At 63.9% G+C, this 1,209-nt stretch carries 1 protein-coding gene; it reads left to right on the forward strand.

Annotation, left to right across the window (positions count from 1 at the left end):
• Positions 1–13: 13 nt before the first annotated feature.
• Positions 14–1,207 (forward strand): NAD(P)-dependent malic enzyme, encoded by a 1,194-nt coding sequence (locus tag RG2_RS31190; protein ID WP_045069512.1) that lies wholly within the window; start codon positions 14–16, stop codon positions 1,205–1,207.
• Positions 1,208–1,209 lie beyond the last annotated feature (2 nt).

A 1,209-nucleotide genomic window follows, 5' to 3' on the forward strand; every position in this document is an offset into this window, starting at 1 on the left:
CAGGAGTGTCATTGTGTCCCTTGTGACTGAAGCCATCAACGTACCCAAGGTCGAGTTGACCGACGAAGAAATCTTTGCCGCTCACGTCGGTGGCAAACTGTCGGTCGAGACCACCGCGCCGCTCGATACGCAGCGCGCTCTGTCGATCGCGTACACGCCGGGTGTGGCTCAGGTGAGCCGCGCCATCGCAGCTGACGAGACCCTTGCCGATCGCTACACGTGGACCAATCGACTGGTTGTCGTCGTCAGTGACGGCACGGCGGTTCTCGGTCTGGGCGATATCGGACCCCGCGCATCGTTGCCCGTCATGGAGGGCAAGTCCGCTCTGTTCAAGAGCTTTGCCGGACTGAACTCCATCCCGCTGGTGCTCGACACCACCGATCCCGACGCGATTGTCGAGACCCTGATCCGTCTGCGTCCGAGCTTCGGCGCGGTCAACCTCGAGGACATCTCGGCGCCGCGTTGCTTCGAGATCGAAAAGCGTGTAATCGAGGCACTTGACTGCCCCGTCATGCACGACGATCAGCACGGCACCGCGATTGTGGTTCTCGCTGCGCTCAAGGGCGCCGTGAAGGTGCAGAGCCGCGACATCACCACACTCAAGGTTGTCATCTCCGGTGCGGGTGCAGCGGGTGTCGCGTGTGCGAACATTCTGCTCGCCGCCGGTATCAGCGACGTCGTCGTGCTCGACTCGAAGGGCATCATCTCCAGCGAGCGCAGCGACCTCAACGAGATCAAGGTAGAGCTGGCGTCGCGCACCAACCCGCGCAGTGTCCACGGCGGTGCCGTCGAGGCTTTGGCCGGAGCGGACGTCTTCCTCGGTGTCTCGGCGGGCAAGATCCCCGAGGAGCTCATCGCGTCGATGGCTCCCGAGTCGATCGTGTTTGCGCTCTCGAACCCGGATCCGGAGATTCACCCCGAGACCGCGTCGAAGTACGCGGCGATCGTGGCTACCGGCCGCAGTGACTTCCCGAACCAGATCAACAATGTGCTTGCCTTCCCCGGTGTGTTCAAGGGCGCGCTCGACGCCGGCGCCCGTCGCATCACCGAAGGTATGAAGCTCGCTGCCGCCGAGGCGATCCTGTCGGTGGTCGGCGACGAGTTGGCCGTGGACAAGATTGTTCCGAGCCCACTCGACCCTCGCGTGGCGACCGCAGTTGCGGAAGCCGTCGCGGCCGCAGCGCACGCTGAGGGCGTGACCAGCTAAGA

It is taken from the genome of Rhodococcus globerulus NBRC 14531 (assembly GCF_001894805.1).
In the GTDB taxonomy this organism is placed as follows: domain Bacteria; phylum Actinomycetota; class Actinomycetes; order Mycobacteriales; family Mycobacteriaceae; genus Rhodococcus_F; species Rhodococcus_F globerula.